Genomic DNA, 22,580 nt, shown 5'->3' with positions numbered 1-22,580 from the left:
AGAGCTTAGCAGAGGAGAGCATAGAAATGAAAACAAAAGAATTAGTGATTATGTCATTGCTTGCAGCAATGGGAGCTGTCTTGCATACGATTTTCCCACCCATCTTTTTCGGAATGAAACCTGATATGATGCTTGTCATGATGTTTTTAAGCATCATCCTTTTCCCAAAGGTACAGCATGTTGTCGTGATTGCGCTAGTGACTGGTGTCATTTCTGCATTAACAACGGGATTCCCAGGCGGACAAATTCCGAATATGATTGATAAGCCAGTGACAGCCTTTATCTTCTTAGCCCTTTTCTTATCTTGCTTGAAGATAAAGAACAAAGTCGTGCTGACCGCTGTATTAACTGCGATTGGAACCATCGTATCCGGCGTGATTTTCTTATCTGCCGCTTTACTGATCACTGGACTGCCAGCTGCATTACCGGCACTTCTTGTGGGTGTTGTCCTGCCAGCAGCCGTGATTAATACCATCGCTATGGTATTTGTCTTCCCAATTGCTCAGTCCATTCTGAGACGTGCAAGAATGATAGAAGTTGCTTAACGAATAACCGAACCTCTTCATGATAGATGAAGAGGTTTCAGATTGTTGACAAAGGGCTAAAATGATCTTGATTTTAGCCCTTTGTCTTCTTTTCAGCGTGATAGAAAACCTTTGAAGTCTAGGAAGGACGAGTACTGGCGCGGAGCGAATTTGATATTCGTGAGCACCAGCACGCAGGACTGACAAAGAATGCGAGGGTTTGTCTACACGCTGGAACCTCTTCATGATAGATGAAGAGGTTTTTTTCATGCTTTTATAAAAGAAAAAGGGTCAGCAGCAAAATGAGGAGCGAAATTCCTGCACCAGCCGCACACACAAGTGCTTTTTGCTTTAAAACATGTTTTGGCGGATAAGACCCTGCATACCCAAGCTGTCTTGCATAATGAATAGAACCACCTGTAAAAACGATGACGATACACATAAAAACGAACAGAAAGACAGACAACCTTCTCCCCTCCCTTTTCTTCAAAAGTATGCTAAAATAAAGCAAGCTATGTATGGAAGTTCAATGAAGCTGATCGTCAGCTCAGAGAGAACATGCGAATGTGTAAAATTTGACTAGAGGTGATTTGAATGGCTAGTGGACGTTCTTTATTAACAGGATTATTTGTAGGCGGTCTCCTCGGAGGTGCGGCAGTGCTCCTGACGACTCCCTCTTCTGGCAGAGATGTGCGCGGAAAAGTGAAAGACGGCTATGACAAATTCGAAGATACGCTGACAAAATTAAAAAGAGATGGACAAGCTTTAAAAGAGCAAATTGTGGAAACAGCAAAAGAAAGCGCAGAGGTGATTAAAGAAGTCGGGTCTGAATTGCAAACATCGATTCAGCAATGGCGCGAAGAAATCAAACCTCATCAGCAGGACTTACAAAAGGAAATTCAGGAAATTGAGGAAAAGCTCAAACAACTGGAGAAAACCTTACAAAACTAATATACTCACAAAAAAATATTCGTTTACAAAAGTGTGCGGGGTGCGTATCCCGCACTTTTTTTGTTGAAAAAAGGTTATTTTGACAATGTTTTTCATGACTTTTAAAAATTCTTGAATTTTCAGCTTTATTAATCTTTATTTTATTGGCATAATAGAATTACAAGAAAAAGAGAAGTAGGTGAAATGGATGAATCATTCGGAACAGCCTTTCGATGTAAAAGAAGCACTTTTATTCAGTCAAAGAATGGCCCAATTGAGCAAAGCTCTTTGGAAATCCATTGAAAAGGACTGGCAGCAGTGGATCAAACCGTATAACCTAAATATCAATGAACATCATATTTTGTGGATTGCGTATCAATTAAAAGGAGCTTCAATATCAGAAATTGCAAAGTTTGGCGTCATGCATGTATCAACGGCGTTTAACTTCTCCAAGAAACTGGAGGAACGAGGATTTTTAAAATTTTCTAAAAAGTTAAACGATAAGCGCAATACGTATATTGAGCTAACGCCAAAAGGCGAAGAGACATTCCATAAACTACTCGAAGATTATGACCCGGCTCGAACTGGTATTGTCAAAGGCGCACAGCCGCTTCATGACATTTACGGAAAGTTCCCTGAGATTTTAGAAATGATGTGTATCATCCGAAACATTTATGGTGAGGATTTCATGGAGATTTTTGAGAAATCGTTTTCAAACATTGAGAAGGACTTTTTGAATGAGCAAGGAAAAGTCACAAAAAAGACTGAGGAACTTGAAAACTCAGCTGAGGCAGCAGAAAAAGCGTCTAAAACAAATCAAATTGTTTAATGATCTTTATAAATTCATTCATTAGCGGCTGAAAGAGCCCTTGATCATGCAAAGCAAATATCGTCTCATGAACATCCAGCTTTTCAATTAACTGTCCCGCAAAGAGCGCAAGGAGATCGTCAAACATGACGTAGCCTTGTGCTTTTTGCTTATCCATTTCCTCTGAAAGCTCAGCACAAATACGCTCAATTTCCTCTGCCTCTTCTTTCGATACACTCTGCCTGATCAATAACGCATAATATGGATAACGGCTCATATCGGCTGCCGTCAATAAAAGTTCCATATAATATTCAAGCTGGCTCATTCGTTCCTCAATACTCATGTACGTTCCCTCTTTCTCTTAGTCCTTCTATTTTAGCCGAAAATACTCATTGACGAAAGAGACGAACCTCCCCCTTCAGTTCTTTTTTCTTGAAAAATCCAAAGTTTCCTCTCTTTATTCCATATGAAGGCACCATTTTATTTTTTTTCATCAAAACCATTGATTTTTATCCTCAGGAAGAGTAAATTATCTTGAGATATTCAATTCGATTTTTAGATTGGAAGGATGAAAAATGAATTGTTGGAAGACCATTAATCTTGAAAAGGATTATGGTTATACGAGAATGATGATTTCTGCCATAAGTCTTGCTATCCTTTTTTTCATTATGGCATTTTTATGTTTTCAACTGACTCATCCTGAAACGAGGCTAAGCAGCCATAACGCACCGCTTTTTGCCGTGCTCTTACTTGTGACATTGCTTGTCCACCGTGTGGTTCACTTGATCCCAGTGATGAAAAATAAGAAAAAAATGACGTTATTAATGAAACGAAATTGCTGGCAGCGCGTACCTAAGAAAGTGATGCTTTTTTCACTTCTCAGCCCGTTTTGTGTCATCTCACCGGTTTACTTTGTGTTAGGCGTGGCGTTTCCTATGTACGCACACTATTTTATCATCATCGCAAGTATACATGCAGGCTATTGTTTGCCTGACTTTTTATTTGCATGGAAGCTGCTCAAAGCACCTAGATCCTGCATCATCGATCAAGCTCAAGACGAGTTTGATATTTTAGTTGACCAAACTTCCTCATCATGAGGTTTTTAAAGCCAACTTCTATCTTTTTCATAAAAAATTTGGTAATGTAGTATGGGAATAGCATAGAGAGGGGGGATCTCCGATAGTTTTATTTTACTTCATCGTCTTTGCCGCGTTTATTGTGTATTCAATAAACAGGCTTACTAATACATTATGCCTTGTCAGAGAGATTCCTGAAGAACGGCAAGATAAGGTGTTTCGCTTTATCAATGTATCAATACTGATCTTACTTATCTCATCATTTGTTCAAATTAACATTTCCATTTAAGATCAAAGCAAAAGCTGCCAGTTTGAGGGCAGCTTTTTGTGTATATTTGAATTAGCAAATCCAAGATGCACCGATGATGATCAATAAAATGAATAATACGACGACTAGTGCAAAACCGCCAGCAAAGACTTCTCCTCCCATGTGAAAACACCTCCTGCCAGTTCTTCCTCTGTTCTAAGCTCAGTGTATGCAGAAAAATAAAAAACGTTTAGGCACCTGTCATCGTTTGAAAAAAGAACCGCCCTCACGCACGGCAGGACGGCTCCCTTCTGTCACAGCGATTTAATTAGTAAAGATATGCTGCACCAACGATGATCAGCAAAATGAATAGCACGACCAATAAAGCAAACCCATTAGAATATCCTGCTCCCATATAATTCAGCCTCCTTTTTGTGATCACTATATGTGTATGTCGCGCGCAATTTTTTGACTAGACGAATGCCCTTCCATTTGCATTTCTTTTTACAGCGTGTCACAATATGTTATGATACAAGCAATGATAAATAAATTGGAAAGATTAGGAGTGTTTTTTGAATGAAAAAAATGGCTTTAGCAGCTGTAACAGCAGTAAGTGTTTTAACTCTTGGCGCATGCAGTAGCGGTGATAAAGATGTGATCGCCACAACGAAATCAGGAGATGTCACAAAAGGAGAACTTTATACAACTCTTAAGAAACAAGCAGGTGGAGATGCTCTAAACCTACTTGTTCAACAAAAGGTTCTTGCTGACAAATACAAAGTATCTGATAAAGAAATTGATAAGAAATTGGAAGAATATAAAAAGACACTTGGTGAAGATCGTTTAAAACAGCTTCAAGATGAATTCGGTAAAGATTACATCAAAGATCAAGTGAAATATGAGCTGCTGACTCAAAAGGCTGCCAAAGCTAACATCAAAATCACTGATAAAGAAGTAAAATCGTATTACGATGACCTTAAAGGAAAAATCCGTGCAAGCCACATTTTAGTAGCTGATAAGAAAACAGCTGACGAAGTGGAAAAGAAATTAGATAAAGGTGAAAAATGGGATTCCCTTGTCTCTGAATATTCAACTGATACTGCTTCAGCAGCACAAGGCGGAGATGTAGGCTGGTTCGCAAAAGAAGGCCAAATGGACGAGAACTTCAGCAAAGCTGCTTTCAAACTAAAAGTAAATGAAATCAGCAAGCCAGTAAAATCCCAATTCGGCTACCATATCATTAAAAAGACTGAAGAACGCGGTAAATATGATGACATGAAAGCAGACTTGAAAAAAGAACTGCTTGACCAAAAACAAGCAGACACAAATGAAATCCAAAACATCTTAAACAAATTAGTAAAAGATGCTGATGTGAAAGTAAAAGATAAAGAGCTTCAAAAAACGTTCAAAGAAAAATCTGAACAGCCTGCACAAAATCAGCAGACACAACAGAACCAGTAATCACAAAAAACCCCTCTGCCGTAATCGTGCAGAGGGGTTTTTGTATGACGAGATTAAGCAATTGAATGATCTTCATGTGCCGCAGTATCCTGTGATCTTTTCACCTGCTGATTCTGGCGTCTGCGCTCTCTTTCCTGTTCCATTCGCTCGATAAATATTTCTCCTTCCTTTTCAATAAAGGATTGATCAATTTCTTGCTCCTCTTTGGCTGTTGTCATTAATTTATACGCACAGAAAATAATGCCGATAATACATGCATACACCCACCACGGAAAAAACAACATTTTTTCATCGCCTCCTTTTCTTAAGGACATTCCTCTCTTCCTTTGTGTTACATGCTTATGCGAAAAGAAGACAAGTTATGAAAAAAACGCCCGCATAAACGGACGTTTTGACATGATTATTCGTGATGGAAGGTTGGTTTATAAAACGAACGATTCTCAAGTGCAAAAATACGTTCTGTATATTCTCCTGGCTTCACATGCTCAAGTGCACGATCCATCATGTTCATTTTCGCATCTAAATTATCAATATAGTGGAGAATTTCAGCTTCTTTCACCATTGGTGGTTTCGGGCTGCCCCATTCTCCTTTTCCGTGATGACTCAGGACTAAGTGCTGTAAAATGAGAATTTCCTCTGAATCAATGCTAAGCTCTTCCGCAGCTTTCGCAATTTCTGTCACCATAATGGAAATGTGGCCAATTAAATTCCCTTCCACAGTATATGTCGTGGAGACTGGACCCGAAAGCTCTTTGACTTTCCCTAAATCATGAAGAATGATGCCTGAATATAAAAGATCTCGATCTAGTGATGGATATAGGTCAACAATTGATTTTGCTAAATGCAGCATAGACACAACGTGGTAGGCGAGTCCAGAGACAAATTCGTGATGATTTTTTGTCGCTGCTGGATAATCAGCAAATTCCTGTCCATATTTCTTCAGCAAATGCCTTGTAACACGCTGAATATTAGGGTTTTTCATATCAAAAATATATTGCATAATCGTATCCATCATATCGTGTTTTGGAATAGGAGCTGTTTCGAGAAAGTCATCAATTCGAATTTGCTCGTTTTCAGCAACAGGGCGTATATTCCTAAGCTTCAGCTGATTCCTCCCGCGATAATGATGAATGTCGCCTACTACCTTCACGATGGTTTGCGGACCGTAGGTGATTTCATCATTCTGCTTTGCATCCCATAGTTTCGCCTCAATATCTCCACTTTGATCTTGAAGAATGAGCGTTAAAAATGGTTTGCCATTACTTGCAATCCCTTTAGTAGATGATTTAATTAATAAATGCAGGTCAACTTGTTCGCCGACATCATAGGTCATGATCCCTTTAGCCATTCAATAAAAGCTCCTTCCATGTTTCTGCTCATATAAGTATAACATAAGTCATTATTTGTCAATCATTCAACTGCTAAACTCGTAATCTGTCCATCTTCTGCTGCCTGCGTCATATGCTGATGACAGGTGAAATAAAACAGCTGTGTTTCAAAACGCGTGAATTCATTCATCAACTCCAGTACTCTTCCTAGACGAACATGATCAAAATGAACGAAGCTGTCATCCATCATAAACGGAAGCTGACATTCATGCTGATGAGACAAGGCGAGTGCAAAACGAATGGCCAGATAGACTTGTTCACAGGTTGCTTGTGAGAGCTCCTCTGGGCGGAATATTCGTCCGTCCATCCTTTTCACGATCAGCCGGTCATCCTCGGGTGAAAATAAAATGGCTTCATATCGATCATTCGTTAACGGCTGAATAAAGCGGGAGGCTGTTTGCAGCAGTGCTGGCAGCCTTTTTTCTTTATGTTCATTCAATTTTCCTCGAATGACGGAGCGAACAAGCTGAACCGCCGCCCATTTTTTCGCAAGATGCTTTGCATGCTCCTGCTCAGCTGAAAGCTGATGAGTCAAATCAGACACCGTACCTGAAGCTTCTATTTGCCGGATTTCCACTGCTCGTTCTGCCAGACGTTTTTCCATATTTGCCGCATTCGTTTGTATGTTATTCAGGTGCTGCTTTGCTTCCGCACACTCTTCTTCAAGAAGACGCAACCCTTTACGAACAATCGATTCTTCCTCATCAAAGCAGCCGCTTCTATGCAGCTCTTGATTCAGCTGCTGCAAATGGGAAAGCCGTTCCCGATATTCTTTCGATAGATGGGAAAGAATTTGGTAATCTTTTTTGGACTCTGCCTCTACTTGACGAAAAAGCGCGTCCATTTGTTTTTCGTAATAGTCAATTTCCCCTTCTAGCGCCGTGATCTGCTGTTTCACATGTTGAATCGATACATCCAATGTCTGACGTTCTTTTTCTCTTTTCGCCTCATCTTTCAAAATCTCTTGAAAGGCCGAGATGTTCTCTTGAATGGTGCCTTCCTTTCGTTGCAGAAGACTGCTTAACGCTTCCACCCTGTGCTCATAATTGGATTGCTGGCCGGCAAGCTCGTCTATTTCCCGGCTAAGCTCCTCATATTCCGCTGTATCCGTTTTTAATTGCTTCAGAATAAGAAAGGCTTCTACTAGGAAAGAAAGCTCTGAGGACAAGCCAAGCTGTCTTTTCTTTTCCTCTACTTGCTGCTGGACAGGTTCCAGCTCCTGCTCCCAGTCTTCATATTGCCTGATGATCCTTTCGTACAAAAGCTCCTTCTGCCTCACAAGCGTTTCAGCTGAAGCTGTCTGTACTTGGAAGGAATCGAATGCTCCCCTGCCGCTTCCCTGTTTCACCTGTGCCGATTTCAAAAATGGGTAAATAGCAAAGAAGACAAAAACAGAAAACCCTGCAAATAAGAAAGTAACCCACCACTCTGTTAAAAAGAAAAGGACAAGCAGAAATGCAGCATCAAATATCACCATCACAGGAAATAACCACGCCCGGGAATGAACCTGTTTCTCTTTTGTTCTTGTTTCCCCAGCTTCTACTGTACTGTACGATTTGGCCTGCTGTTCCTTTAATCCTTTTAAAGCGGTTTCCGCTTCTTCCAGCTCATGTCTTGCATGATCAAACCGGTCATCCAGCTGTGCCTTTCTGTCCATTAAACGAACGTATTGGCTGACAGCCTCCTTTAATTCCCACTCAAATTCAAGGGAGTCGTCAATCTGATCAAGCTTGACTGAACGCTGCCACTTTAGCTTCGCTGCGGCTTCGTCCATTTTTTGTTTCAATGAATCACGTTCTGCTTTACATTCAGCTAAGCGGTTTTTGACACGTTCAGCATGAGAAGATTCATCAACGACACGCTTCATCTCCAGTAATGTATCCTTGTCATAAAGCGGTTGAACTTGTGCCAGCGAGGTTTGCAAATGATCTAATTTTTGCTTTAGTGCAGTCATTTGAGCCTTTTTCGGGTGAAGGTGTGATTCTAATTTATCCAATTCATGCTCTGTTTCTGCTCTAAAGCGTTTGACTCGTTCTGGATAACGGGCTAATTCTCTTTTTAACTCCAACTTCTTCTCTATCATGGGATAAAGTCGAATGTGTTCGTTTAACTGCTGAATCTGTTCTTCTGTCTGCTTCATTTCCTTTTGAAGCGCTGCGATATTCTCTATTAATTCAGAATGCTCCCGTTTTTTTTCGGTATAACGGCCTTCTGCCAATCTAGCTTGTTTCAGCTGGGCAGCCAGCTCTTTTAAACGATCAAGCTGCTGGTTTAATTCCGGCTTGCGTCCATTTGGTTTAAACAGCTGCTCCTGCTGCTTAAGCAGCCTGCTATCCATCTTAGAGGCAGCATCTGAGCCAAATAAACTTGAGAAAAGGAGAAATTCACCGATTTGATCTTCGTTTAAGGCTTGGACATTTTGCAGTCCAAACACATCAAATGAATAGATTGATTGGAATAATCTGCGATCTGTTCCCTTTAAAAGAGTTCGTAGAAATGCTTCATCTTTCACTTCACCATTCGTTAAAAACACCTGTGCTTGACCGCCTCGATCGGACGACCTCTCAATGTGAATGACACCTAACTCCTCATCTAAGCAAGTGAGGGAGCCGCCATAGAAAGATCCTTGTTTCGGCTTGTATATCTTGTTTTTTGAAAAACCAAATAACATCGACTCAATAAACGCCTTCAATGTCGTTTTCCCCGATTCATTCAGGCCGTAAACTAGCTGAAAACCGTCATCAGAAAAGTGAAAGGTTCGATTTGAAAATTTCCCGAAATTCGCTATATGGAGTGAACGTATTTTCATCATACCTCTCCTTTTCTCATAATTGCTTCAGCTGTTCCTTCAGCAGCCTTTGTGCTTCTTCTTTTATATCCAATTCATCCTCTTTTGTGAGCGCTTTTCCTGACTTTCTGTAGATTGGGTGACGCTTGATCGGTAGAAGCAGCTCTTCATATGACTCAAACTGTGCAATTTCTGCCGTTAGTTCCTTCAAAAAAGAATCCTCTGGATAGATCACATCCTCATTTGTTCGGCAGTCAATTGACATCACCCAAACGAACACGTCTTCATCTTCCTCCTGCTCATGAAAAACAGTCAACAGCTCTTCAAGGACCTCAAGCTGCGTATGCTCAAAGTAAGAAGGTGCATCACCTGTCAATTCAATTCTCACAAAATGAGGAACGCCTTCCTCTTTCAGCTCATTGATTTTGCCTTCCACTAGTGTGACAAGATCCGTCATATGAACCGTTTCTGTGATGTCTATGGCCAGTTTCTCAAAGATGATATCTGCACAGCTGATAAAATCCGCTGTGTGAGAATCTTCGGAGAGGTGAATCAAGTAACAGCCTTTTTCTCCCGTTTCTTTAATATGTCTGCCCTGCACATTACCAGGGTAAATAATAAATGGATCTTCATACAGAAGGGCTCTTTTATGTATATGTCCGAGCGCCCAATAATCAAAATCCCGTGCTATGAGCTGCTGAAGCTGAAATGGGGCATATGCATCATGTCCTTCTTGTCCGGCTAAAGTGCCGTGAAGCATCGCAATGTGATAGGCAGCATCTGTTGTTTTGACATAATGAGATGTCATATTTTCATAGACAGCCCGCTCTTTGTAGCTAAACCCATAAATACTCGCGACAAGCTGCTTCCCTCGATAATAGGAGTGCTCACTTGGTGTACTGCTCGAAAAGACATGTACATTCTCGGGCCACTCAATCGGTGTCCATTCCCCGCCTAAATGATCATGATTCCCATAAATAATAAAGACTTCAATGCCGTGCGTTTGCAGTCTTACAAACTGATTTCTTAAAAACAGCTGTGCTTTTAAGCTGCGATTGGATTCATCAAATAAATCTCCGCTCAGCAGCACAAAGTCTACCGCCCGCGCAACGGCGAGATCAAAGATGTTCTTAGCACTTTGAAATGTACTTTCTTTGAGCCGCTTAAATATAGAATTAGGTATAGTCGACATTCCTGCAAATGGACTGTCTAAATGTAAATCTGCGGCATGAATAAAGGTGAGCTTAGTCAAACGTCTATCTCCTTGTCCGATACTGTCATTGTCCATATTTTATCATGCCATTTTTACGAATGCACGTTCTATCACTCTCAATCTAAAAAACACATTTTTAAGGGCTAAAAAAGAGGTTTTGTCTTATTCCATGTTTAATTACATTAAAAAACAGAGGAAAGGAAGATGAGGAATGGAGAAGACATACTTTTTAACCGTATTTGACCGGTCGGGTGAGACTTTATTAAATGAAAAAATCACAGCGGATAATGACGAGAAGGCAAAGGAATTAGGACGCCATCGCTTAATGGAACAGCAATACACAAAGCATTCTCATCGACTCGTTGATCAAGCAGGAAAGCTGCTTTTATTTGAACGTTAAAAAAGCCGGCTTTCGCCGGCCTCATGTTCATTTATGCTTTTTGAAAGACAGGACGTCTTTTTTCTAAAAAGGCTTGTATACCTTCCTTGTGATCATGACTTTTTCTCAGTCTTGCCTGTGCTGCTCTCTCTTTTTGAAGAACGGCTAAGAGCTTTGATTCTGACTGCTGGAAATAGATCATCTTTGTTTCGATAAAGGCTTGAAGCGGCATGTTCATAAATGGCTTCACACACACTTTTTGGTACGTATCGACCTCATCCTGAAACACCCCGTCTGCAAGGCGCAGCTTTAACGCTTCTTCAGCCGGCAGCTTTTGTCCGCTCCAAATCAATTGTTTAGCGGTTTGCTCACTCACTCTTTTTGTGAGGAAAAAATGCCCCCCGCCATCTGGAATTAATCCTACTCCATTAAAATTCATGGCGAGTTTTGCATCCTGATGCATAAACAAGTAGTCACAGCTTAGAGCAAAGCTAAAAGCGAGGCCTGCTGCTGATCCGTGGACAAGCGCAATCGTCACTTTTTTCATACCAGCTAGAGAAAGTGTAATTCCCTCGATCAAATCCATCACACGATGAAAATCTTCTTCACTTTCCTGCTTGAGCATCATCCCAATATCTCCGCCTGCTGAAAATCCTTTTCCTGCTCCCTTGATGACAACGACTTTTGCACTGCTTTCCTCCGCTGCATCACATGCTTCTTTGAATTCAGCAAACATGTCCACATGAAAAGAATTATAAGCTTCAGGTCTATTGAAAACGATTTCAAAAACATCCCCGTCTAACTGACAATTGATATATGTCATCATCCATCCCCCTCTTCTTTTAAAAGCTCATAACTTACTTCCATTTCCATCATGTAAAACCTTTTTCTCTAAACAAAAAATTTCAAGATCAATTGATACTAAAATAAGCATAATGATTGAAACAAGAAATATATTTTTATATAGTAAAAAAAGAAAGAAAATAAATTTGAAAGGAGGAGGATGATTGATCAGATGTTCCATCATGATATTGGTTAGCTTCATCGTCATGTTTTCTCCTTTTTCAAATGTCGTTTTTGCTTCACAGGCAGAAGCGAGTATACCTAGCCTGATTTCTCCATCCATTTATGATGAAGAAATCAATGCTGTGAAGACACCTTCGTTTTCAAAAAAACATGCTTCATCCATTCTGTTGAAGGACAGATTATCAATGATGGATGCCAAGACTTTTCTGCCAAAGCCTGCCCCATCAGCTGCATTGTCCATTGATCTATGTTTTTTGGAAATGAAGTGTGCGATCCCCGTTATGTATCAATCTAATTACCTCTACTGATTCATTTTATTTCATCCGCATTTACTATATGAAAAACACAGACTATCAAATTCGGAGGGATAAAATGAACATTAAAGAAAATGATCTTCCTGGGATCGGAAAGAAATTTGAAATTGAAACGAGAAATAGAGAAAAAATGACGATTGTGATTCATGATGATGGCAGACGGGAAATTTATCGTTTTGACGATGATGATCCAGATGAAGTGCTGTCTACCATTTCACTCGATGATGCTGAATCCCGGCAAATCGCTGCTATTATCGGCGGTATGGTGTATAAACCGCAGGCACTAGAAACCATTGAAATGGCCTTCAACGACTTGATCATTGAATGGTTTAAAGTGGAAAAAGGTGCAAAAGCGGTTGGACATACACTCGGTGATTTAGATGTGAGACAAAATTATGAAGTCACCGTGATTGCGATCATTAAACATACAAATGAAAAATTACTCAACCCTGGTGCCGATTCGATTATTCAAGCAAATGATACGATGGTCATTTCGGGCGAAAGAAAACACTTGAAACGATTGGTACGTGATTTTCTTTCTAGAGGGGGAGAGTGATGAATGGATCATTTAGTCTTTGAAGTTGGGACGGCGCTAATTCTTATCGCCATCGCCAGCTTAATCGCCAATAAAATTAAATTTTCTATCATCCCTTTTCTCATTGTCCTCGGAATGATTGTTGGGCCGCATGCTCCAACTATCGGGATCATTGATTTGAAATTTATCGAAAGCACGGAGATCATTTCGTTTTTTGGCAGAATGGGCGTCCTGTTCCTTCTTTTCTATCTTGGACTTGAGTTCTCTGTCGGAAAACTCATTAAATCGGGTAAATCTATTGCAGTCGGCGGATCTATTTATATTTTGATCAACTTCAGCTTAGGACTGCTCTACGGTTTTATCACAGGGTTTGGATTCCTTGAGATTCTCATTATGGCAGGTGTGATCACCATTTCATCCAGCGCCATTGTGGCCAAAGTCCTTGTCGATTTGAAACGGACGGCAAATCCTGAAACAGAGTTAATTCTAGGGATTATTATGTTTGAGGATATTTTCCTTGCCGTATATTTATCTGTCGTATCAGGTCTTGTCCTTGGAGATGCCACTACTGTTGGCGGTGCCTTATTATCAATTTTAATCGCTTTTGGTTATATGATGCTTTTCTTTATCATTGCGCGGAAGCTGCCAAAACTATTAAATAAGTTGTTTGATATCCGTTCGAACGAAGTATTCATCATTGTGATTTTTGCCGCTTTGTTCTTTGTCGCTGGTTTTTCAGAAACAATTCATGTAGCAGAGGCTATTGGGGCTCTCTTACTTGGTCTTGTTTTCTCAGAAACAGAGCACTCAGACCGCATCGAGCATCTCGTGGTTCCGTTTAGAGATTTCTTTGGAGCGATGTTCTTTTTCAGCTTTGGTCTCAGTATCGATCCGTTTACATTGGGTGATGCCTTCTGGCTTGCGATCGGCGCTGTGATTCTTACCTTAATTGGGAACTTCACTGCCGGAATGTTCGCTGGACGGAGAGCTGGATTTTCTCATAAAGCCTCTTCTAATATTGGATTAACCATCGTATCGAGAGGAGAGTTTTCAATCATTGTTGCCGAGCTTGGCATCGCCGGCGGACTTGCCGCTACTTTGAAGCCCTTTGCTGCTTTGTATGTCTTAATCCTTGCGATCTTAGGACCGCTCGTAACGAAAGAATCTAAGAAAATCTATCAAATCCTAAACAAAATCTTCAAATGGAAACCTGAAAAACCAAAAGTAAAAAAAGAAACGACGATCTAATGAAAAAGGGCCCTATGCTTGGGCCCTTTTCTATGTTTTATTCAAATTGCTGAAATGCAGTTTCTTGCTTGACTGGCGCTTCCTCGGCCCCGCGAATGGTTCGAATGACTTTCTGGTTGCGGTAAATCGATAGTTTCAAATTGGTTGCCGCTGTTCCATGAGAATGATCAAGATTCGTGAATGTAAAGAAATGATTTGAACGCTTGTCTTTGAACACAAGCCTGAAGTCGTCTGTCACTTTAAAATGCTCTTCACTTTCCCATTCAATCAAAGGTTCATATGCACTAAACCATTCAGGAATATTCGGTGTATACCCTGTAGCCAATACAGCATGATCTACAGTTATGCTTTTTTCTTTCTTCAGCTGCCACTGTTTGAGATGCAGCTCCAAAGGCTGATGCTCTCCTCTTTGAATCGCTTCAAGCTCTGTCATTGGCTGAATGAGCACAGATGGCTCTTCACCTGAAACAGAGCGATGATACAGCTCCTGATAAATGCGCGAAAGCGTTGATGCATCGATGCCATTTCTTAATCCTGTCAGCCTAGGCAATGTGTTCATACGTTCTTCATAAGGAAGCGAATGAAAATACTCGACATACTTTGGTGTAAAAAGTTCTTGGCCAAGCTCTGCCGTCTCCAGCTCTCTAAATTCACTAGAACGTGTAAACCATGAAAGCTGCTGTCCTTTCTTTTGATGCTGAAGCAGGTCTAAGAAAATTTCAGCTGCACTCTGCCCTGAGCCGATTACCGCCACCGACTCAGCTTCGTGAAGTGCTTTCTGCTGATCTAAATAACGGCTGCTATGGGTCACATATGGGTATGCTGCTTCAGGCACATCGACTGGAATCATTGGTTTGCTTCCTGTGCCTAACACGACATGCTTTGCACGATATTCAGAAAGCGATCCATCGTTCAGCCGTCTGACTTTCACAAGGTAGCCATCTTGGCAGTCCGTCACTTCTTCTACCTTCATCCCGAACTGACAGCTGTCTAATTCCCCTGCCACCCATGATAAATACTCATTGAATTCTCTCCGCGGGATATCAAACTGTTCAAATGTATAGAACCGGTGAAGTCTATTTGATTCATGTAAATAATTTAAAAATGTATACCTGCTCCTTGGATTCGCCATTGTGACAAGGTCTGCTAAAAAGGAAACTTGCAAATCCGTTCCTTTGATCAGCATACCAGGATGCCAAGCAAACTCAGACTCTTGTTCAAAAAAACAGCATGAGACATCCTCATACTCCTCTAACAAAGCGGCCAATCCTAAATTGGCGGGCCCAATCCCAATTCCGATCACATCTATCATATGTACACCTGCTTTAACTTTTTATCACTTATATACCCTTTTACAAATGAAAAAAACACTGCGTCATCGCAGTGTTTAAACGTGAGAAACAAATAATGATTCAAGGAATTGAATTTTCTCTTCTGTATAGTGTTCATACCGGTCATTATACGATTTTGGATCTTTTGGATTGGCATACTGCGTAATTTTTCCTGTCCGTGGATCAATGAATTTACTCGCTGCACCGCACCCAATGCCAATGATTGTCTGTACTTCTTCCATGATAATGATATTATACAAACTTTCCTGTCCATCTAATGAATACCCGACATTTTCGAGATTTCCCAAAATATTTTTTTGTCTATATAAATAATACGGGTGATATTGATGTGCTTTCGTCCAAGAGACCGCTTCATCCATCATACGTGTGATTTCTTCTCGGTCTGCTACTTGGTATTTCTCCTTATTGCGCGTCATTTCAGATGCTCTTTTAAAGGAGAGTGTATGCACAGTTAAAGATTCAGGCTTGAGCTCTTCAGTCTGCTGCAAGGAGTGCTGAAATTCTTTGAGCCCTTCTCCCGGCAATCCAATGATTAAGTCCATATTGATATTATTCATGCCGTACTGTCTTGATAAGTGATACTTTTCAATCGTTTCTTCCACACTATGATGCCTGCCAATAGCCTTTAGTGTTTCATTCTCATACGATTGCGGGTTAATGCTAATCCGGTCAATATTGTAGCGGTTTAGCACCTCTAGCTTATCAGGCGAAATCGTATCAGGACGCCCTGCTTCGACAGTCACTTCCCGTATATGCTTCACATCTGGGAACGAGCGATACATTTCTTCATACAGCAAATCCATTTCTTCCGCTGTGATGCTCGTTGGCGTGCCTCCGCCAAAGTAAACGGTCGTCACTTTGATCCCGTGTTCTTTTAGCCATGCGCCCATTTTTTGCATTTCATAATGCAGACCAAACAAAAACGTTCCCACTCTGCCAGCTTGTCCTTTAATGGCGTAAGCAGGGAACGTGCAGTAAGCACATTTTGTGGGGCAGAAAGGAATGCCGATATAAATACTCACTTCCTGCTGAAGGTCATACAGATCTGGAATGGCTTTAAGCTGACGATCGACAATCTCCTGCATCAAATTGATTTTTTCATCATGAATCAAGTAATCACGCTTTAATGCCTCATGTGCATCTTCCTTTGACATGCCTTCTCTCAGCATCTTATGGAGCAATTTCGTCGGGCGTATTCCTGTGAGAATCCCCCACTTTTGTGTCATTCCTGTGTGCTCCTGAAGCAAGTGTAAATAAACAGACAGCACTGTGTTTTTGATTTGTTTCCAGCGCTCCTTATCGTTCAAGCTCTCTGGGACATTCCGCGAAAAACGACTGGTGATGTCTGATCCATCGATATGACCAGATGCTTCCACCATGCCATTTTCTTCCTTCCAGCTAAATTCCATGATCAAACCATCATCTAGTTCACTTGGTTCAAACATCACTTCACTATCTTCTTCAAATAAATTGGCTATATTGACAAGCGGGCGATGAAATCGTTCATCTGACAGCCCTTTAATTAAAATTCGCATCATATCACCTTTATCTTCAAACTTGTTTCATTTTACAAAATTCATGTAGGAAAAGCAATGAAGGGAACAGACGAAGGCCCTGTCATTTCTTGATTGACAGGGCCTTCAGTGTATTATCTCTTAATATCGAATTGATGTAAAAATCCTTCTCTTTGCTGCATTCTAAAGTATTCCTTGATCATATAAGCCACACCCTGTTCATCATGCGAGCGCGTCACCCAATCGGCTTTACGCTTGACATCATTGGAGGCATTTCCCATAGCAACGCCTAAACCAGCCAATTCAAGCATTGGAATGTCATCTGTTCCATGACCAATGACAACCGTATCTTCTAAAGTAAAACCGAGTGCAGAGGTTAAAAGAGAAAGTCCCGCTTCCTTCGAAACCCCTTTGCATACAATATTCATTTTCTCATCACTGATCCTAATAAGATCAACAGATGGGAATGCTTGTTGAATGGTCCTGTGAATCTCGGGCTGAAGCTCCGCGGTCGAATATACTTCAATCACTGGAGTACTGACTGGTTCATCCATCAGCATATCACTTAACGATTCAACAAATTGAACGGGATAGAAAATGGGATCAGACGGATGAATGAGCGTCTTTCCCATCAGCTGAGACTGCGTTTTTTTCCGGTTGCCGATCGAGAATTTTTCATGCAGCAAGCGGACATTACAATCGAAGCTTTCAAGGATTTGCACAAGATTAAATGTCTTTTCTTCCGTTAATTTTTTCACATGAAGCGGCTCATCGAGTTTATCGGCGATAAATGCACCACTATGCGTCACAAGGGTTGATGTTGGAATCTTCAACGCCTTGGCAATTTTTTGAGCGGAACGAAAATGCCGGTTGGTGACAATCGTCACGTAAACCCCTTTTTTCTTTACATATTCCACAGCTTCTTTTGTAGCAGAATGGATTTTACCATTGGAACGAAGTAACGTCCCATCTATATTGAGTGCAAGTAGTTTTTTTGACACTGAGGCATCCCCCTTCTTGATGACTGTACTTACGATGAGGATATGCCCTAGCTTGGTGCTTTAGAACATGCAGTTGAAAGAGCCCCAGGTTATGAATAGATGGATAAATAAAAAAAGCCTACCCCTAGGCTTTTTTTTATGTATGGTTTGGATGCGTTACAATGGAGTGATGAAGCTCCCCATGATCCCCTTATCATTTACACACCAAAGCATTGCTTATATCAGATCCCCTTATGATGCTTTGCGTTTCTCCCAGAAGCGCTTCTCTCTCGTTTGGCTCACCGCCATAAATCCCAAGTGAAACGCACCCAATTGTCCCTTGAGAGCGCCTTTTGAAAGCACTTTCAATATAAGTATTATCGCAGAATTTATGTGCTTCGACAACCTTTTTTTAAAAGATATTGAGGAGAAAAGATAAAACAAAAAAGGGCGAATGACATCGCCCTTTCTATTAGTTTTCTTCTGGATTCCCATAAAGCTCTTCAAGTGGCTTCATGATAATTTTATTTAACTCACCGATAAGAACACTCACACGTTGTTCTGCTTCCATCAACTGAGAGATTTTGTCGTGCTGCTGAACAAGAGCAACTGTTTTTTGAGCTTGCTCCACTTCTTCTTGTGTGATCTCTTGACCAGTCATTTGTTTTTGTTGAAGGTTTACTTGAATGTCACGGAAGTTCTCAAACATTCTTTTAGAGGACTCATCCGCGTTTACCTCATCATAAAGATTTCTTAAAGTTGAATATTCTTCGCTATGACGCAATGCTTTTTCAAGGTCATATGCAACATCATAAAGATTTACAGACATGTTATGTCTCCTTTCTATCCGTTATCACCGATATGATCGGCGGACACCACTCCACTATAACAAACTATGGCTTTCGTTTCACATATATACAATGAATTCATTAAAATTTCTATAGCTTGTCTTAGAATAGCGCCACAAAAACAGCTTGGATAGCACCAATCATCCCGCCTAAAAGACCGCCTAGAAATGTTATCATCTTCAGCTCCTTATTAGAGATGCTGACTACAAGCTCTTCCATTTTTTCAAGCGGGAAAAGTTCAATTTGTTCACGAATGATATCTTCAAATTGCAGCTTTGCAAGCAGACTCTCTAAAGCATTTGAAGCCGCTTCGATCCCCTTATCAATCAACACTGGCGCAAAATGTGTTTTAAGGTCATCCGCTACAGCACTGACATATGTTCCAACTGGTTTGTCTAATATCAGCTTTGTAGAGAAATGAGAAAGCAATTGATTTTTCACACTAAAAATAAGTTCCTTCACATTCCATTTTTCATCAAGCTCATGAAGAGAAAATAGCTTCACCTTGTCCCATTCTTGAACAAGTAAATCTGATAAAAATCTTTTTGTTTCTGCGTTTCTTAAAAACTTGATGATTTCGGGATGTACACGATCAATTAAGCTTGAATTCCCTAGAAACATTTGGACCATACTGCCAAGCATTCCCCGTTCTTTTAAGAAATCATCAATCATATTGCCAAGCCTGGCTTTGCCTTCATCACTTTCAAAATAATGAATGCCTCTCTTTAAAATATAATCTGCTGCATCTGGAATTTTTGATGATATTTTGGTTTCCACTTCTACCGGGAGCAATTCAGATAAAGTTTGCTCGTTATATGTTTCAAGCAGTGATTTGAGCTTCTGATCAGACCACTGATGGAGCCATTCATCTGCTTTGACATCAGCCTGTGAAACGCCGAATTTTTCTAGCAGGGAGAATACGGTGATCTCCATATTTGCGCCTTTGTCAATATATTGATGGACTGTACGCAGGATCTCCTGCTTTGCCTCCGATGATTCAAATCGCTTTTGAATACCTTCTGGCGTGAGCAAATGCTCCATAACCATGACACCAACCTGCTTGGCTACTTCGTCTCTTCTTTTAGGGATAAGCCCTGGTGTAAATGGAAGCTGTTTTCCGAATAAGTAATATGGCTTATAAGGCCGGAAAAGCATTTTAATTGCAAGATGGTTTGTCGCTGCTCCTATGACTGCGCCGATAACAATCATAAAGATAAACGTTGTGAATATATTCAAAGTCGTCATCTACCTTTCAAACAACACCCGAGGTTTATTGTTTTGATCTATACGTATTATAGTTGTTGTCAAGTTCCCAAGCAAATGAAGCATGCAGCGAGACATATGATCAAGCGATCTGTCGTAATGATAAAGGAGCGTAAGCTTTATGTAAAATCATAAAAAAATGTTTTTTGATGGTAAAAAAAGAAGTTGAAAAGAAGGTGTTTTTTAATGACAACATTAGGTATTGCGAGCCTTTCTCCGCAGTATGAAGAGGCATTCACACGGCAGCTCGCCAAAGCTGCCTCTTCTTATCGTTTAGAGGTTGTTCGTTTTACACCATTTGATTTAAAGCCGGCTTCAAATATGATACAAGGCCAAACATATACGAATGGCCAAGGGTTTGCCGACGCACAATTTCCGATTCCCGACTTGATTTATGACCGATGTCTTTACCGGCATGACGCACAATCTAAAAAAGCAAAACCCATCATGGAATGGCTAAAAAAATATCCAAAAACAGATTTTTTGAATACCGGCATTTCAAATAAAATGGTGCTATTTGAGCAGCTCCGTCTCCTCTCTGCTTCACAGCCATATTTACCTGGCTGCTTTTTATTAAAAGAGCCCTCAGACCTGATCAATATGGTAAGGGAGTACGGGGCTGGCGGTTATTGTAGAATGCAGCCTCTCTCCCATCAGCATGCAGCATCTATTTACTTCATTTCCTTTGATGGCAAATCAACATTTACTGTTCAACTAAGTTCCAATCAAACCATTACATTTTCTCGTACGTCAGAGCTGGAGCGCTGGTGCAAAAAATATGCAGGCCGGTATTTCCTTCAATTTTTCAACACGAATGATCAAAAAGAAATTTTATTCAATGAAATCAAGATTTTCCTTATGAAAGATTCACAAAATCAATGGAAACGCATGGGAATTCACACAAAATCACCTGCAGAAAATAGTCTTTTAAGTCATACACAAAAATCAGCTCCTGTGATAGGCTTTGAACACTATCTAAATACATTGCAGCCACACATCAAGGAACTCCTTTTAGATGATATGGCATCCATTCAGGCATCAATCCCAGCTTATATAGATAAAACTTACTCTCCTTGCTTTGAATTCGCAGTAGACTTACTTCATTCAAGTGAAGGCAGACTTTTCATATCAAATATCAGATCAAAGCCAGGGCGGTCCGCTTTTTTAAAAGTTTATCCTGAGAAGGAACACGAATTGATTCGTATCATTCTTGAACATGCGCAATCGATAAAGTCTCAACCGAAGGAGGTTTCTTATGAACAGAAAGCACTGCATCATCGCCCCACACCTCACAAGTGAAAAAACAATTCATCTTCCCGTCCATTATAAACAGAAAGATGCCATCTATTCTCTTGCTCTAGGGTCTCGTTTAGTAGATGGCTTCAACATTTCCTATCATCAGCATCCAAATAAAATTTTATTATCTGAAGATTTATACAGAGGTTTACTGATTCCTTACCAATCAAAAGCTGATGTGATCATCATTGACCATACACTTTTTATAGGGCCGTTGATGGGCATTTTCACTGCAGGTTTTGAGCAAAGTACACAGCCATTAGGAACGAGATCAGAATTTTTTATCAAACTGCTGCACTCTTTCAGGCAGCATCCTGGTTTTGCCTATCTTTTTGGGTCACATTCTATTGATTGGGAAAAAGGAATTGTAGAAGGACTGTTGTACCACGAAGATTCATGGGTTAAAAAACAGCTTCCCCTTCCGTCAGTCATTTATGACCGGCTTCCAAATAGAAAAGCTGCTCAGTCGGCACTCATTCAAGAAACGAAGCGAAAACTCACCCAAGACTATGATATCCCTTGGTTCAATCCTTACTTTTTTAATAAATGGGAGATTCATGAACAGCTATTAACAGATGAAAAAACATGGTCCTTTCTCCCACATTCTGTACAATTAGATCCCGTGGACGCTCTAAGTAAAATTGAAACACTTCTCCATCTGCATCAAGTTATATACTTAAAACCGACAAACGGAAGTCATGGAGACGGGATTTATCAGTTAAAAAAGGAAAACGACGGAATCACTGTATCCTCAAATTTCGGAAATTCTATTCCATATGATTCAATAGATCAGTTTGTTCAAAGGCTGCGAAAGGATCATGCAATTCATGATTTTATTGCACAACAAGGCATTGAGCTTCTTCAAATAGACAATCAACCGATGGATTTCAGAGTTCATACGAATAAAAATAAAGAAGGTGATTGGACAGTCACAGCAGCAGCAGCAAAGGTTTCTGGAGATCATACCATCACGACTCACCAGTTACACGGGGGAACGGTGAAAACACTTTATGCTGTCTTTCCAGAAGAAAAGAAACGTTTGCAGATTTTACAGCAGCTTTCTCATACTGCCATCATGCTTAGCCAGGTGATAGATAAAAAAATGACCGGGCATATTGGTGAAATCGGTTTTGACTTAGGCATTGATCAAACAGGTGCAATTTGGATGTTCGAAGCCAATTCTCGCCCTGGCCGAGAGATTTTCCAGCATGTCTCTTTGAAAAAATCAGAATGGCTGATTGGGAAAAGAATCATGGATTACGCATCTTACCTTTCAAAAACGGCACTCACCACTTCAGATCACGCGAACGTCTACTGACGCTTTTTTGTCACATGTCAGTGCTCTTAAATCTATGCTTTTTCTATGCTCTTTTCATGAGATGAGATACAA

Annotated in this window: 26 protein-coding genes; 12 read left to right on the top strand and 14 right to left on the bottom strand. The window is 40.4% G+C overall.

Annotation, left to right across the window (positions count from 1 at the left end):
- Positions 1–26 precede the first annotated feature (26 nt).
- Positions 27–545: a tryptophan transporter gene (locus MHI23_RS05030; RefSeq protein WP_024425455.1), complete on the top strand. Its 519-nt coding sequence runs from the start codon at positions 27–29 to the stop codon at positions 543–545.
- A 253-nt stretch (positions 546–798) separates the two neighbouring features.
- On the opposite strand, the gene MHI23_RS05025 is transcribed toward MHI23_RS05030, so the two are convergent.
- Positions 799–990, bottom strand: a complete 192-nt coding sequence (locus MHI23_RS05025) for a hypothetical protein (protein ID WP_024425454.1) — start codon at positions 988–990, stop codon at positions 799–801.
- Between the two features lie 128 nt (positions 991–1,118).
- Between MHI23_RS05025 and MHI23_RS05020 the strand changes: the two genes are divergently transcribed.
- Together MHI23_RS05020 and MHI23_RS05015 are read left to right on the top strand one after the other, a co-directional pair.
- Positions 1,119–1,475, top strand: a complete 357-nt coding sequence (locus MHI23_RS05020) for a YtxH domain-containing protein (protein ID WP_024425453.1) — start codon at positions 1,119–1,121, stop codon at positions 1,473–1,475.
- A 187-nt stretch (positions 1,476–1,662) separates the two neighbouring features.
- Positions 1,663–2,283: an HTH-type transcriptional regulator Hpr gene (locus tag MHI23_RS05015; protein WP_024425452.1), complete on the top strand. Its 621-nt coding sequence runs from the start codon at positions 1,663–1,665 to the stop codon at positions 2,281–2,283.
- Here MHI23_RS05015 and MHI23_RS05010 read toward each other — a convergent pair.
- The gene (locus MHI23_RS05010) at positions 2,261–2,605 is read right to left on the bottom strand and encodes a YhaI family protein (protein ID WP_342492347.1); all 345 of its coding nucleotides are present in this window, start codon (positions 2,603–2,605) and stop codon (positions 2,261–2,263) included. The two genes, MHI23_RS05015 and MHI23_RS05010, sit on opposite strands and share 23 nt — an antisense overlap.
- Positions 2,606–2,837: 232 nt before the next feature.
- Between MHI23_RS05010 and MHI23_RS05005 the strand changes: the two genes are divergently transcribed.
- Together MHI23_RS05005 and MHI23_RS05000 are read left to right on the top strand one after the other, a co-directional pair.
- On the top strand, positions 2,838–3,359 hold the full coding sequence (locus tag MHI23_RS05005) for a DUF3267 domain-containing protein (protein WP_024426567.1): 522 nt from the start codon (positions 2,838–2,840) through the stop codon (positions 3,357–3,359).
- Between the two features lie 82 nt (positions 3,360–3,441).
- On the top strand, positions 3,442–3,627 hold the full coding sequence (locus tag MHI23_RS05000; RefSeq protein WP_080652927.1) for a hypothetical protein: 186 nt from the start codon (positions 3,442–3,444) through the stop codon (positions 3,625–3,627).
- 51 nt (positions 3,628–3,678) lie between these two features.
- Here the strand turns inward: MHI23_RS05000 and MHI23_RS04995 are convergent, their stop codons facing one another.
- Together MHI23_RS04995 and MHI23_RS04990 are read right to left on the bottom strand one after the other, a co-directional pair.
- Positions 3,679–3,768 (bottom strand): YjcZ family sporulation protein, encoded by a 90-nt coding sequence (locus MHI23_RS04995; RefSeq protein ID WP_017360317.1) that lies wholly within the window; start codon positions 3,766–3,768, stop codon positions 3,679–3,681.
- 145 nt (positions 3,769–3,913) lie between these two features.
- Positions 3,914–4,000 carry a YjcZ family sporulation protein gene (locus MHI23_RS04990; protein ID WP_008361129.1) on the bottom strand — a complete coding sequence of 29 codons (87 nt, stop codon included), beginning with the start codon at positions 3,998–4,000 and terminating at the stop codon, positions 3,914–3,916.
- Positions 4,001–4,161: 161 nt separating this feature from the next.
- On the opposite strand from MHI23_RS04990, the gene MHI23_RS04985 reads away from it, so the two are divergent.
- A complete protein-coding gene (locus tag MHI23_RS04985) occupies positions 4,162–5,046 on the top strand; it encodes a peptidylprolyl isomerase (RefSeq protein WP_024425449.1) in 885 nt (294 codons plus the stop codon).
- A gap of 53 nt (positions 5,047–5,099) precedes the next feature.
- On the opposite strand, the gene MHI23_RS04980 is transcribed toward MHI23_RS04985, so the two are convergent.
- The 4 genes from MHI23_RS04980 to MHI23_RS04965 form a co-directional block, all read right to left on the bottom strand.
- Entirely contained in the window at positions 5,100–5,330 is a 231-nt protein-coding gene (locus tag MHI23_RS04980) for a sporulation YhaL family protein (protein WP_024425448.1), read from the bottom strand.
- 116 nt (positions 5,331–5,446) lie between these two features.
- Positions 5,447–6,394, bottom strand: coding sequence for a 3'-5' exoribonuclease YhaM (gene yhaM, locus MHI23_RS04975; RefSeq protein ID WP_024425447.1), 948 nt, complete (start codon positions 6,392–6,394; stop codon positions 5,447–5,449).
- A 62-nt stretch (positions 6,395–6,456) separates the two neighbouring features.
- Positions 6,457–9,243 carry an AAA family ATPase gene (locus MHI23_RS04970; protein ID WP_342492346.1) on the bottom strand — a complete coding sequence of 929 codons (2,787 nt, stop codon included), beginning with the start codon at positions 9,241–9,243 and terminating at the stop codon, positions 6,457–6,459.
- 16 nt (positions 9,244–9,259) lie between these two features.
- Complete coding sequence (locus MHI23_RS04965) at positions 9,260–10,474, bottom strand: DNA repair exonuclease (RefSeq protein WP_342492345.1); 1,215 nt, start codon at positions 10,472–10,474, stop codon at positions 9,260–9,262.
- 172 nt (positions 10,475–10,646) lie between these two features.
- Here MHI23_RS04965 and MHI23_RS04960 point away from each other — a divergent pair, with 172 nt between their 5' ends.
- A complete protein-coding gene (locus MHI23_RS04960; RefSeq protein ID WP_034623924.1) occupies positions 10,647–10,835 on the top strand; it encodes a YhzD family protein in 189 nt (62 codons plus the stop codon).
- Positions 10,836–10,866: 31 nt separating this feature from the next.
- On the opposite strand, the gene MHI23_RS04955 is transcribed toward MHI23_RS04960, so the two are convergent.
- Positions 10,867–11,640: an enoyl-CoA hydratase gene (locus tag MHI23_RS04955; protein WP_051582030.1), complete on the bottom strand. Its 774-nt coding sequence runs from the start codon at positions 11,638–11,640 to the stop codon at positions 10,867–10,869.
- 181 nt (positions 11,641–11,821) lie between these two features.
- Here MHI23_RS04955 and MHI23_RS04950 point away from each other — a divergent pair, with 181 nt between their 5' ends.
- The 3 genes from MHI23_RS04950 to MHI23_RS04940 all read left to right on the top strand — a co-directional run bounded on the left by MHI23_RS04950 (position 11,822) and on the right by MHI23_RS04940 (position 13,937).
- Positions 11,822–12,148, top strand: coding sequence for a potassium:proton antiporter (locus MHI23_RS04950; protein ID WP_231506868.1), 327 nt, complete (start codon positions 11,822–11,824; stop codon positions 12,146–12,148).
- A 64-nt stretch (positions 12,149–12,212) separates the two neighbouring features.
- Positions 12,213–12,710 carry a cation:proton antiporter regulatory subunit gene (locus MHI23_RS04945; RefSeq protein ID WP_024425442.1) on the top strand — a complete coding sequence of 166 codons (498 nt, stop codon included), beginning with the start codon at positions 12,213–12,215 and terminating at the stop codon, positions 12,708–12,710.
- 3 nt (positions 12,711–12,713) lie between these two features.
- Positions 12,714–13,937, top strand: a complete 1,224-nt coding sequence (locus MHI23_RS04940) for a cation:proton antiporter (protein WP_024426572.1) — start codon at positions 12,714–12,716, stop codon at positions 13,935–13,937.
- Positions 13,938–13,974: 37 nt separating this feature from the next.
- On the opposite strand, the gene MHI23_RS04935 is transcribed toward MHI23_RS04940, so the two are convergent.
- From MHI23_RS04935 to MHI23_RS04915, 5 genes are all read right to left on the bottom strand, one after another.
- Entirely contained in the window at positions 13,975–15,249 is a 1,275-nt protein-coding gene (locus MHI23_RS04935; RefSeq protein WP_342492344.1) for a SidA/IucD/PvdA family monooxygenase, read from the bottom strand.
- A gap of 75 nt (positions 15,250–15,324) precedes the next feature.
- Entirely contained in the window at positions 15,325–16,824 is a 1,500-nt protein-coding gene (locus MHI23_RS04930; RefSeq protein ID WP_024426574.1) for a coproporphyrinogen III oxidase, read from the bottom strand.
- A gap of 113 nt (positions 16,825–16,937) precedes the next feature.
- On the bottom strand, positions 16,938–17,804 hold the full coding sequence (locus MHI23_RS04925) for a Cof-type HAD-IIB family hydrolase (protein ID WP_024426575.1): 867 nt from the start codon (positions 17,802–17,804) through the stop codon (positions 16,938–16,940).
- Between the two features lie 451 nt (positions 17,805–18,255).
- Positions 18,256–18,612, bottom strand: coding sequence for a YlbF family regulator (locus MHI23_RS04920; RefSeq protein WP_024425750.1), 357 nt, complete (start codon positions 18,610–18,612; stop codon positions 18,256–18,258).
- A gap of 121 nt (positions 18,613–18,733) precedes the next feature.
- Positions 18,734–19,867 (bottom strand): DUF445 family protein, encoded by a 1,134-nt coding sequence (locus MHI23_RS04915; RefSeq protein WP_125587322.1) that lies wholly within the window; start codon positions 19,865–19,867, stop codon positions 18,734–18,736.
- Between the two features lie 213 nt (positions 19,868–20,080).
- Between MHI23_RS04915 and MHI23_RS04910 the strand changes: the two genes are divergently transcribed.
- Both MHI23_RS04910 and MHI23_RS04905 read left to right on the top strand, forming a co-directional pair.
- Positions 20,081–21,193 carry a YheC/YheD family protein gene (locus MHI23_RS04910; RefSeq protein WP_125587323.1) on the top strand — a complete coding sequence of 371 codons (1,113 nt, stop codon included), beginning with the start codon at positions 20,081–20,083 and terminating at the stop codon, positions 21,191–21,193.
- A complete protein-coding gene (locus MHI23_RS04905; RefSeq protein ID WP_125587324.1) occupies positions 21,150–22,508 on the top strand; it encodes a YheC/YheD family protein in 1,359 nt (452 codons plus the stop codon). Before MHI23_RS04910 ends, MHI23_RS04905 begins: the two co-directional genes overlap by 44 nt.
- Positions 22,509–22,580: the final 72 nt, after the last annotated feature.

Source organism: Bacillus sp. FSL M7-0003, from assembly GCF_038628485.1.
Classification (GTDB): Bacteria; Bacillota; Bacilli; order Bacillales; family Bacillaceae; genus Bacillus; species Bacillus safensis.
Note: the sequence above shows the minus strand (reverse complement) of the source record. Positions and strands in the feature narration are given on the sequence as shown.

What these genes read in the sequence shown, in the direction of transcription:
- MHI23_RS05030 (WP_024425455.1), top strand. Translation starts at nt 27, where the DNA reads ATGAAAACAAAAGAATTAGTGATTATGTCATTGCTTGCAGCAATGGGA.
- MHI23_RS05020 (WP_024425453.1), top strand. Translation starts at nt 1,119, where the DNA reads ATGGCTAGTGGACGTTCTTTATTAACAGGATTATTTGTAGGCGGTCTC.
- MHI23_RS05015 (WP_024425452.1), top strand. Translation starts at nt 1,663, where the DNA reads ATGAATCATTCGGAACAGCCTTTCGATGTAAAAGAAGCACTTTTATTC.
- MHI23_RS05010 (WP_342492347.1), bottom strand. Translation starts at nt 2,605, where the DNA reads ATGAGTATTGAGGAACGAATGAGCCAGCTTGAATATTATATGGAACTT.
- MHI23_RS05005 (WP_024426567.1), top strand. Translation starts at nt 2,838, where the DNA reads ATGAATTGTTGGAAGACCATTAATCTTGAAAAGGATTATGGTTATACG.
- MHI23_RS04995 (WP_017360317.1), bottom strand. Translation starts at nt 3,768, where the DNA reads ATGGGAGGAGAAGTCTTTGCTGGCGGTTTTGCACTAGTCGTCGTATTA.
- MHI23_RS04990 (WP_008361129.1), bottom strand. Translation starts at nt 4,000, where the DNA reads ATGGGAGCAGGATATTCTAATGGGTTTGCTTTATTGGTCGTGCTATTC.
- MHI23_RS04985 (WP_024425449.1), top strand. Translation starts at nt 4,162, where the DNA reads ATGAAAAAAATGGCTTTAGCAGCTGTAACAGCAGTAAGTGTTTTAACT.
- MHI23_RS04980 (WP_024425448.1), bottom strand. Translation starts at nt 5,330, where the DNA reads ATGTTGTTTTTTCCGTGGTGGGTGTATGCATGTATTATCGGCATTATT.
- yhaM (WP_024425447.1), bottom strand. Translation starts at nt 6,394, where the DNA reads ATGGCTAAAGGGATCATGACCTATGATGTCGGCGAACAAGTTGACCTG.
- MHI23_RS04970 (WP_342492346.1), bottom strand. Translation starts at nt 9,243, where the DNA reads ATGAAAATACGTTCACTCCATATAGCGAATTTCGGGAAATTTTCAAAT.
- MHI23_RS04960 (WP_034623924.1), top strand. Translation starts at nt 10,647, where the DNA reads ATGGAGAAGACATACTTTTTAACCGTATTTGACCGGTCGGGTGAGACT.
- MHI23_RS04955 (WP_051582030.1), bottom strand. Translation starts at nt 11,640, where the DNA reads ATGATGACATATATCAATTGTCAGTTAGACGGGGATGTTTTTGAAATC.
- MHI23_RS04945 (WP_024425442.1), top strand. Translation starts at nt 12,213, where the DNA reads ATGAACATTAAAGAAAATGATCTTCCTGGGATCGGAAAGAAATTTGAA.
- MHI23_RS04940 (WP_024426572.1), top strand. Translation starts at nt 12,714, where the DNA reads ATGGATCATTTAGTCTTTGAAGTTGGGACGGCGCTAATTCTTATCGCC.
- MHI23_RS04935 (WP_342492344.1), bottom strand. Translation starts at nt 15,249, where the DNA reads ATGATAGATGTGATCGGAATTGGGATTGGGCCCGCCAATTTAGGATTG.
- MHI23_RS04930 (WP_024426574.1), bottom strand. Translation starts at nt 16,824, where the DNA reads ATGCGAATTTTAATTAAAGGGCTGTCAGATGAACGATTTCATCGCCCG.
- MHI23_RS04920 (WP_024425750.1), bottom strand. Translation starts at nt 18,612, where the DNA reads ATGTCTGTAAATCTTTATGATGTTGCATATGACCTTGAAAAAGCATTG.
- MHI23_RS04910 (WP_125587323.1), top strand. Translation starts at nt 20,081, where the DNA reads ATGACAACATTAGGTATTGCGAGCCTTTCTCCGCAGTATGAAGAGGCA.
- MHI23_RS04905 (WP_125587324.1), top strand. Translation starts at nt 21,150, where the DNA reads ATGAACAGAAAGCACTGCATCATCGCCCCACACCTCACAAGTGAAAAA.